The organism is Rhodanobacter spathiphylli B39, assembly GCF_000264295.1.
GTDB classification, from domain to species: domain Bacteria; phylum Pseudomonadota; class Gammaproteobacteria; order Xanthomonadales; family Rhodanobacteraceae; genus Rhodanobacter; species Rhodanobacter spathiphylli.
The window spans coordinates 1-9693 of sequence record NZ_AJXT01000056.1 but is presented as its reverse complement, the minus strand read 5'-3'; the positions used below and the strand labels follow the sequence as shown (position 1 = coordinate 9693).

The following is a 9693-nucleotide window of genomic DNA, read 5'->3' as shown; positions in this document are numbered from 1 at the left end:
GGCCTTCTCTTTGGTTACTTTCTCTTGGCCACTCAAGAGAAAGTGACTCGCCCTCCGAAGGAGGACGAAAGCTCTTGCTCTGGATGTTGCGGCGGTAGCGCGTCGCCAACTTCCTGGAGCAAAGATCAAGAGCTGACCCCACCCCAACCCTCCCCTGCGAGCAGGGGAGGGAGCACGGCCGGCGGGGAGGGAGCGCGGCCGGCGGGGGAGGGAGCAAGGCCGGTCATTCCTTCTTGATCGCGTGACCGCCAAATTCATTGCGCAGCGAGGCCAGCAGCTTGTCGGTGAACGAGTCGTCGTCGCGCGAGCGGAAGCGTTCCATCAGCGACAGGGTGATCACCGGGGCGGACACGTTGAGTTCCAGTGCCGCGTTCACCGTCCAGCGGCCTTCGCCGGAATCCACCACGTAGGGCGCGATGCCGTCCATTTCCGGGTTCTTGCTCAGCGCGTCGGTGGCCAGCTCCAGCAGCCATGAGCGCACCACGCTGCCGTCGCGCCAGATGTTGCCGATCTGCGCCAGGTCCAGGCCGAATTCCTCCTTGTGCTTGAGGATCGAGAAGCCTTCGGCGTAGGCCTGCATCAGGCCGTATTCGATGCCGTTGTGGACCATCTTGGTGAAGTGGCCGGAACCGACCGGGCCGACGCGGCCCCAGCCCTTGTCCTTGCCCGGCGCCAGCGTCTCGAAGATCGGCTTCAGGCCATCGACGACCTGCTCGTCGCCGCCGACCATCATGCTGTAGCCCTCGGCCAGTCCCCACACGCCGCCGCTGGTGCCGCAGTCGACGTAGTTGACGCCCTTGTCCTTGCACTTCGCTGCGTGGCCCAGCGAATCCTTGTAGTTGGAATTGCCGCCGTCGATCATCGTGTCGCCCTTGTCCAGCAGGGCCAGCAAGGCGTCGACGGTGTCGTCGGTGATCTTGCCCGAGGGCACCATCAGCCACAGCACGCGGGGCGCGGGCAACGCCTGCACCAGCGCCTTCAGCGAATCGGCAGAGCCGCCGCCATGGCCTTCCAGGTTCTTGCGGGCGTCGGCGCTGGGGTCGAAGCCGGTCACCTGGTGGCCGCCCTGGAGGAGTCGCTGCGCCATGTTGGCGCCCATCTTGCCGAGGCCGATCATGCCGAGTTGCATGGGAGAGTCCTTGCGTCAGTGGAGTAAGGGAAAACAGTGTAGGTGCTGGCGGGGAAAGCCGGCGTGACCGACATCAGCGCGGCCGCGCCAGCCAGTGCTTGAGGCGCGCCACCACGCGCGCGCTCAGCCGCGTCTGGTTGTATGCCTTCGCCGCCAGCCGGATCGCCGAGGTGCGGGTGGGATAGGCGTGGATCACCTTCGCCAGCGTGCGCATGCCCACGCCGGCCACCATCGCCAGGGTGATCTGGCTGATCATGTCGCCGGCGTCGCGCGCCACGATGGTGGCGCCGAGGATGCGGTCGCTGCCGTCGCGCACGTGGATCTTCACGAAGCCGCCCTGCTCGCTGTCGGTGATCGCCCGATCCACCTGGTGCATCGGCACGGTGAAGGTCTTCACCGGGATGCCCCGCGCATTGGCCTCGCGCACGTACATGCCGACGTGGGCGATCTCCGGGTCGGTGTAGGTGCACCACGGCACCACCAGCTCGCTCATTTTTTCGCAGCCGCCGAGCACGGCGTTGCGGATCGCGACGCGCGCGGATTCCTCGGCGGTGTCGGTGTACTTTTCGTCGAGGCAGACGTCGCCCGCGGCGTGGATGCGCGGATTGGCGGTGCGCAGCTGGTCGTCGACCCGGATGCCGGCGACGTCGTCATACGCGACGCCGGCCTTTTCCAGCGCCAGCCCCTGCACGTTGGGCAGGCGTCCCACGCCGGTCAGGATGGCGTCGACGCGGATCGTGCTGTGGTAATCGTCGCTGACCAGGTCGACCACCTTCTCGTCGCCCTCGCTGCGGACGGCGACCGCCATGGTGTTCAGGCGCACCTCGATGCCGTCGCGGGCGAACGCGTCGGACAGCGTCTGCGCCGCGTCGCGTTCCTCGCGTTCGAGGAACAGCGGCAGCTTCTGCACGATGGTGACCCGCGAGCCCAGCCGCTGGAACGCCTGCGCCAGTTCGCAGCCGAGCGGACCACCGCCGATCACCAGCAGCCGCGGCGGCAGTTCGGCCAGCTCGAAGATGGTGGTGTTGGTGAGGAAGCCGGCCTGCTTCAGTCCCGGCACGTCGGGGATGTCCGGGCGCGCGCCGGTGGCGATCAGCGCCTTGTCGAACTGCAGCGGCTGGCCGTTGACGGTGAGGCTGTCCGGTCCGCTGAACTGCGCGCTGCCGAAGAACACGTCCACCCCGCTGGCCGCCAGCAGGCGCACCGAGGTGGTGTTGGTGAGATGGCTGCGGATGCGCCGCAGGCGCTCCATCACGGCGCTGAAGTCGACCCGGATGTCGGCCGGCACTTCGGCGCCGTAGCGGGCGGCGTCGCGCATTTCCGCGTACACCGCGGCGGTGCGCAGCAAGGCCTTGGACGGCACGCAGCCGGTGTTGAAGCAGGTGCCGCCGATCTCGTGGCGCTCGACCAGCGCCACGCGCAGGCCCAGTGCCGCCGCCTCGCGGGCCGCGGCCAGGCCGGCCGGCCCGGCGCCGATGATCACCAACTGGTACGGCGCGGCGGGCGCGGGGTTGTTCCACGACGCGGGGCGCACCGCGGCCAGGCGCTTGCGTTCCCACGCGTCCACCGGCGTGCTGACGCTGGCGTCGAATTTCGTGCTCATGCCGCGGCCTCCGCTGTCGGCGCATCCAGCCAGCCGCCGCTGAAGCCGGCCTTGCGCAGGCCTTCGACCAGCGGCTGGCAGCGGCGCAACGTGCGCCAGATGCCGCCGCTGCGATGGTTTTCGATCATCATGAAGATGACGCCCTGGTCCAGCCCGTACTGACCGCCCGACACCCATGGCCGTCCATTTGCGTCGACCAGGCTGGCGTTGAAGCTGGTGGCCAGGCGGTCGCCGTCGAGAACCTCCGGGTAGCGCAGCAGCATGTTGCGCAGCGCAGACAGCGCCAGCTCCGGCGCGAACGGCACCGAGGCCAGCACCGCCGGCGGCGACAGGGTGCCGTCGTCCGGGCCGTAGGGCACGCCGCGCGCCGCGTAGCCGAACAGGCGACGGCGTTCGTTGTTGACGTCGGGGCGTTCGTCGGTGGGACCGTCGCAGGCGGACAGGCCCCAGCAGTTGCGGTCGTAGCCGGCGAACTCGTGGGGATTGAGTTCGGCGTAGCAGCGCTGCACGTTGATCGCGCGCCGGGTGTTCTCGAAATAGTCGGACTGCTTTTCGCGCATGAAGCCGTCGCGGATGCCGCGCAGGTCGAGCCAGGCGTGCGAGAACTGGTGCACGAACAACGGCCCGGCATACAGGAAATCCTGGTCGTACAGGTTTTCCCACTGGTAGGTGGACTCCCAGCCCGCGTAGCACTCCGGCGACACCGGATGGGTGGGCGAGCCCAGCGCCAGCGCGTACAGCACGATCGCCTCGCTGTAGCCTTCCCAGCCGTAGTGCAGGTAGCCGCACTCCGGCTTCCAGCCCTGGCGGATGGTGCCCGCGTCGTCCTGCGCCCAGCGCCAGTCGACGCGGCGATACAGCGTGTCGGCCAGCGCGCGCAGTTCGGCTTCGGCGGCGTTGTCCGCCTGGAACCAGGTGGCCGCAGTGAGCATGCCGGCGATCAGCAGGGCACTGTCGATCATCGACAGCTCCGACTGCCACACGCGCCGACCCTGGTGGATGTCGAGGAAGTGGTAGTAGAAACCCTTGTAGCCGGTGGCGGTGGGGCTGCCGCTCTGGTCGCTGTCGCGGAAGAAGCGCAGCGCCAGCAGGCAGCGCCGCACCGCCTCGTCGCGATCCATCCAGCCGCGCTCGACCGCCAGCGGATACACCGACAGCGCGAAGCCGACCACCGCGATGCTGACCGGCGAGTTGTCGCGCGAGGTATCCGGCACCAGTCCGTTGCGGGGATTCATCAGCTCCACGAAGTAGCCCAGCGCCGCCCGTTGCAGGCGCTCCAGCAGGGCGTCGTCGGGAAGCGAGCACAGCGGCGGCATCGGTGGCATCCAGCGGGTCCCTGTAGTCGTTGAGGGCAGGACGGGCGCGCCATGCGCACGGCATCGTCCGGCATCGGGCAAGGCTTGGGACAACCGCACCCGGCATTCGTGCCCGGTGCTGTGGCGCGGCTATCCATCCGCCAGTCTGCGCAGGCGACTGCATGGATGGCGTGACCACGCAGATCGAGCGCTGCTTTCACGCGATGTTTCCCCGCCGCCGCCGTAGGCTGGATGGAGATCGCGGCGCGCAAGGCCCGCGATGATCGCGTCAGGAGTCCACGCCCGCCATGTCTTCCCATTCACCCGTTTCCTCCGCTGCCGATGGCCACCGCACGGCGTTGCCGCTGCTCTCCAATGGCAAGCTGACCAGCATGCTCGACGCCAGCGGCGCCGGCTTCGTCCGCTGGCACGGCCTGGCCGTGACGCGCTGGCGCGAGGATGCGGTGACCGATCCCTGGGGCAGCTTCCTGCTGCTCCGCGACGAGGAAAGCGGCGCGGTGTGGGGCGCCACCGCGCAGCCACTGGGCGAGACGGCGACGATCGGCACAGCCGGGTACGACGCCGGACGCCTCGTGTTCGGCCATCGACACGGCGACATCGAAAGTTCGCTGGAAATCGCGGTGGCGCCCGATGCCGACATCGAACTGCGCCGGCTCACGGTGACCCATCACGGCGATCGAACGCGGCACCTGTCGCTGACCAGTTACGCCGAACTGGTGCTGGGCGCGATCGGCGACGACAACGCCCACCCCGCCTTTTCCAAGATGTTCGTGCAGACCGAATGGGATGACGCGTGCGGACTGCTGCTGGCGACACGCCGCCGGCGCAGCGACAGCCAGGCCCAAGTGTGGGCGGCGCAGGCGCTGCAGGTCGAGGGCGCGGCCCATGTCGCCACCACGCACGAAACCGATCGCGCCCGCTTCCTCGGCCGCTGCCGCACGCTGCGCGACGCGAGCGCGATGCAGCCCGGTGCGAAACTTTCCGGCAGCACCGGCTGCGTGCTCGATCCGGTGTTCGCCCTGCGCCACGGGTTCACCCTGGCCCCCGGCGGCAGCATCCGCCTGTTGCTGTGGACGCGGCTGGCCGATACCCGCGACGGCGCGGCGCAGCTGCGCGCGCGCCTCGACGATGCCGACGCGGCCACGCAGTTGTTCGCCGCCGCGGCCCGGCACGCGCAGGAGGAACGCCAGCGCTTCGGCATCGACGCGACGCGAGCCCGCCAGTTTGCGCAGTGGCGACAGGCCTTGCTGGTCAGCGACGCCAGCCAGCGCGCCCATGCCGACCAGCGCCAGCGCGGCCAGGGCGGGCCGCCCACGCTGTGGGGCGCCGGCATCTCGGGCGATCGACCGATCGCCCTGCTGTTCCTGCGCACCCCGGCGGATGTGCCCCAGCTGGACGAGCTGTTGCTGGCCCAGCGCTGGTGGCGCGCCCATCAGCTGGCGATGGACGTGGTGGTGCTCGACCAGCTGGGGGCCGACGCCGGCACGCAGCGTGACGAACTCGACCGGCGCGTCGATCGGCAACGGCAGCACTTGAAGGAACCGGACGAGGGGCCCAAGGCCGAACTGTTCTGCCTGCGCGACGACCAGGTCGGCGACGCCTTGCGCGACGGCCTGCTGACCGTGGCGCGGCTGGTGCTGAACAACCCCGCCGCGGCGTCGCCTTCGCCGCCACCGGAAACGGCTTCCCGGCCTTCCCCGATCATCGCCAGCGCCGCGGCGATCGACTTCGACGACGACGACGCGGCAGCCGAATTCGCCAACGGCCACGGCGGCTTCGTCGCAAACGGCCGCGCCTACCGGATCGAGCTGGACGCGGCGCGCCCCACGCCGGCGCCGTGGAGCAACGTGATCGCGAACCCGGCCTTCGGCTTCCTGGTCACCGCCGAGGGCGGCGGCTACGCGTGGTCGGGCAACAGCCAGCAGAATCCGCTGACGCCGTGGCCGAACGATCCGGTCAGCGACATGCCGCACGAGGCGATCTACCTGCGCGACGCGGACGACGGCGCGCTGTGGACGGCCACCGCGTTGCCGATCCGCGTCGACGGCGCCCGCTGCACCACGACCCACGGCAAGGGCTGGACGCGCTTCCGCAACGACGCGCACGACATCGCGCTGGAGCTCGTCCAGTGCGTGCCGGTCGACGACACGATCAAGCTGTCGCGCCTGCGCCTGTGCAACCGCTCCGCCCGCACGCGGCGACTGGCGATCACCGGCTACGTCGAATGGGCGCTGGGCCCCAACGGCAGCACGCCGGCCCCGTTCGTGGTGACCTCGCGCGACGACGACACCGGCGCGCTGTTCGCCCGCAATCGCTGGCGCGCGGATTTCGGCGAGCGCGTGGCGTTCTTCGACATGGGCGGAATGCAGCAGTCGATCAGTGGCGACCGCGCGCACTTCCTGGGTGCGCTGGGCAGCCTCGCGAACCCGGCCGCGCTGCAGGGCGAGGCGCCGCTGGACGGACGCGTGGGCGCCGGGCTGGACCCGTGCGGTGCGCTGCAGACCTGGGTCGAACTGCCGCCGGGCACGTCGCTGGAGCTGCACTTCCTGCTCGGCGAAGGTGGCGATGCCGCGGCGGCGCAGGCCCTGGTCGCGAAGTATCGCGACATCGACATCAATGAGGTGCTGGGCGACGTCGCCGCGTGCTGGAACGGCGTGCTCGACACCGTGCAAGTGAGTACGCCGGAACGAAGCATGGACCTGCTGCTCAACGACTGGGCGCTGTACCAGGTCACCGCCTGCCGGCTGTGGGCGCGCACCGCCTACTACCAAGCCAGCGGCGCCTACGGCTTCCGCGATCAGTTGCAGGACGTGATGGCGCTGTGCGTGAGCCGGCCCGACCTGGCCCGCGAACACCTGCTGCGCGCCGCCGGCCGCCAGTTTGCCGAAGGCGACGTGCAGCACTGGTGGCTGCCGCCCAAGGGCCAGGGCATCCGCACGAAGATCCGCGACGACCGCGTCTGGCTGGGCTACGTCACGATGCACTACGTCGAGGTCAGCGGCGACCGCGCGGTGCTCGACGAGGTGCTGCCCTTCCTCAGCGGCCAGGCCATTCCCGACGACGCCACTGACGCGTTCTTCCAGCCTGGCGTCTCGGACGAAACCGCCACCGTGTACGAGCACTGCGCGCGGGCGATCGATACCAGCCTGAGCCGGGGCGCCCACGGCCTGCCGCTGATCGGCACCGGCGACTGGAACGACGGCATGAATGCGGTGGGCGCCCGCGGCCGCGGCGAGAGCAGCTGGCTGGGCTGGTTCCTGCTGGCCACGATCGCGCAACTGGCGCCGGTCGCCGAACAGCGCGGGGAACACGCACGCGCGCAGCGCTGGCGCGACCACGCCACGGCACTGCGCCAAGCGCTGGAGCAGGCGTGGGATGGCGCGTGGTATCGCCGCGGCTATTACGACGACGGCGCGCCGCTGGGTTCGGCGCAGGACGCACAATGCCAGATCGACACCATCGCGCAGTCCTGGAGCGTGCTGGCGGGCGCCGACAACCATGCGCACGCGGCCCAGGCGATGGCCTCGGTCGACCGCCTGCTGGTCGATCACCCGCATCAACTCGCGCGGCTGTTCACGCCACCCTTCGACCAGGACGGCAAGGAAGACCCCGGCTACATCAAGGGCTACCCGCCCGGCGTGCGCGAGAACGGCGGGCAGTACACGCATGGCGCGACGTGGTCGGTGTTCGCCTGGGCCGGGCTGGGCGACGGCGACCGCGCCGGCGACCAGTTCAAGCTGCTCAACCCGATCAACCACGGCGGCAGCGCCGAGGCCATCGCCCGCTACCAGGTCGAACCGTACGTGGTCTGCGCGGACGTCTATTCGGTGGCGCCCCACGTCGGCCGCGGCGGCTGGACCTGGTACACCGGCTCGGCGGCATGGCTGTACCGGGCAGGCCTGGAGGCGGTACTGGGCTTCCACCTGCGCGGCGACCGGCTGCGCATCGCGCCATGCATCCCGAAGGCCTGGGACGGCTTCCGCATCAGCTACCGCCATCGCGGCACGGCCCACGAGATCGAGGTGCGCAACCCGGAGCATGTCTGTCGCGGCGTGCTGCAGGTTGAAATGGACGGCCAGACGCTGGACGCGGCCGAGCCCATTGCGCTGGCGACCGACGGTGCGGTGCATCGGCTATGCATCACCTTGGGACGGGTGGCCGCATAGGAGCCCGGCACCGGGCGAGCGGGCCCGTTCGGGACGCGGCTCAGCGCCGCCGCGTACGCGAAGCCCCCAGCTTGCGGGTCAGCGTATTGCGGCCCACGCCCAGCGCCTGCGCCGCGTTCTGCCGATGGCCTTCGTGCGCCTGCAGCGCGGCCTGCAGCAGGATCTGGTCGAGCGCCTCGCGGGCACGGGCGTGGATGTCCGCCTCGCCGTCGGCCAGCGCCTGCGTGGCCCATTCGCGCAGCGCGTCGGTCCATTCGCCACCACGGCTGCCGCCTTCCGGCGTGCCCAGGTCGGCCGGCAGGATTTCGCTGCCCGGAGCGATCACCGCCAGTCGGCGGCACAGGTTTTCCAGCTCGCGCACGTTGCCCGGGTAGTCGCGCTGGGCGACCTGTTTCAGGGCCGCCTTCGAGAAGCGCTTCGGCGGCAGTTTCAACTCCTGCGCGGTGGCGGCCAGGAAGTGCCGGGCCAGCAGCGCGATGTCGCCGCGACGGGTGCGCAGCGGCGGCAGTTCGATGCGCACCACGTCGAGCCGGTGCATCAGGTCGGCGCGGAACGCACCGGCGGCGACGCGCGCTGCCAGATCCTGGTGGGTGGCGGCGACGATGCGCACGTTGCAGCGGATCAGCTCGCGCCCGCCGACGCGATAGAACTCGCCGCCGGCCAGCACGCGCAGCAGCCGGGTTTGCAGCACCAGCGGCATGTCGCCGATCTCGTCGAGGAACAGCGTGCCGCCCTCGGCCTGCTCGAAGCGGCCGGCGACACGACGGGTGGCGCCGGTGAACGCGCCGGCTTCGTGGCCGAACAGCTCGCTCTCCAGCAACTCGCTGGGAATCGCCGCGGTGTTCAACGCCACGAAGGCCTGGTCGCGGCGCGCGCTTTCCTCGTGCAGCGCGCGGGCTACCAGTTCCTTGCCGGTGCCGGTTTCGCCGGTGACCAGCACGTTGAGGTCGCTGGCGGCGACGCGGCCGATCAGCCGGAACACCTCGCGCATCGGCGCGCTCTCGCCCAGCAGCGCATGACCGGGCGCGAGCGTGTGGGTGGCCGCCGCGGTGGGCGCCGCCACGCTGGCCAGGGCACGCTGCACCGAGGCCACCGCGTGATCGAGGTCGAACGGCTTGGCCAGGTAGTCGACCGCGCCGGCGCGATACGCCGCCGCCGTGGTGGCCACGTCGGTGTACGCGCTCATCACGATCACCGGACCGACGCCCTGCGCCTGCAGTTCGCCGAGCAGGCTCAGGCCGTCCTCGCCCGGCATGCGCACGTCGGTGAGCAGCAGCGCGGGACGTGCCGCCTGCAGCGCCGCGCGTACCGCGGCCACCTCGCCGAACTCGCCCACCGCCAGGCCCGCGTCGCGCAAGGCCTCGGCCAGCACGAAACGCACGCCGCGGTCGTCGTCGAGGATCCAGATGTCTTGCGTCATGGCTTTACTCCGCCGCGGCTTTGCTCCTCCCCCTGCGTGCAGGGGACAAATCGGCAGGA

General features: G+C 70.4%; 5 protein-coding genes. 1 reads left to right on the top strand and 4 read right to left on the bottom strand.

The annotated features are described in order from the left end of the window. Nucleotides 1–223: 223 nt before the first annotated feature. The 3 genes from gnd to UU7_RS16300 all read right to left on the bottom strand — a co-directional run bounded on the left by gnd (nt 224) and on the right by UU7_RS16300 (nt 4057). Complete coding sequence (gnd, locus tag UU7_RS16310) at nt 224–1129, bottom strand: phosphogluconate dehydrogenase (NAD(+)-dependent, decarboxylating) (protein ID WP_007810270.1); 906 nt, start codon at nt 1127–1129, stop codon at nt 224–226. 73 nt (nt 1130–1202) lie between these two features. Continuing rightward, nucleotides 1203–2732: a mercuric reductase gene (locus UU7_RS16305; RefSeq protein WP_007810268.1), complete on the bottom strand. Its 1530-nt coding sequence runs from the start codon at nt 2730–2732 to the stop codon at nt 1203–1205. Further along, on the bottom strand, nt 2729–4057 hold the full coding sequence (locus UU7_RS16300) for a glucoamylase family protein (RefSeq protein ID WP_202946808.1): 1329 nt from the start codon (nt 4055–4057) through the stop codon (nt 2729–2731). The genes UU7_RS16305 and UU7_RS16300 overlap by 4 nt, the downstream gene beginning before the upstream one ends. A gap of 278 nt (nt 4058–4335) precedes the next feature. Here UU7_RS16300 and UU7_RS16295 point away from each other — a divergent pair, with 278 nt between their 5' ends. Then, a complete protein-coding gene (locus UU7_RS16295; protein ID WP_007810264.1) occupies nt 4336–8214 on the top strand; it encodes a GH36-type glycosyl hydrolase domain-containing protein in 3879 nt (1292 codons plus the stop codon). A gap of 40 nt (nt 8215–8254) precedes the next feature. Here UU7_RS16295 and ntrC read toward each other — a convergent pair whose 3' ends face one another. Next, nucleotides 8255–9634: a nitrogen regulation protein NR(I) gene (gene ntrC, locus UU7_RS16290; protein ID WP_007810261.1), complete on the bottom strand. Its 1380-nt coding sequence runs from the start codon at nt 9632–9634 to the stop codon at nt 8255–8257. Between the last annotated feature and the right edge of the window lie 59 nt (nt 9635–9693).

Bases quoted from the DNA above. Each gene is read 5' to 3' on its own strand.
- gnd (WP_007810270.1), bottom strand. From the start codon at position 1,129: ATGCAACTCGGCATGATCGGCCTCGGCAAGATGGGCGCCAACATGGCG.
- UU7_RS16305 (WP_007810268.1), bottom strand. From the start codon at position 2,732: ATGAGCACGAAATTCGACGCCAGCGTCAGCACGCCGGTGGACGCGTGG.
- UU7_RS16300 (WP_202946808.1), bottom strand. From the start codon at position 4,057: ATGCCACCGATGCCGCCGCTGTGCTCGCTTCCCGACGACGCCCTGCTG.
- UU7_RS16295 (WP_007810264.1), top strand. From the start codon at position 4,336: ATGTCTTCCCATTCACCCGTTTCCTCCGCTGCCGATGGCCACCGCACG.
- ntrC (WP_007810261.1), bottom strand. From the start codon at position 9,634: ATGACGCAAGACATCTGGATCCTCGACGACGACCGCGGCGTGCGTTTC.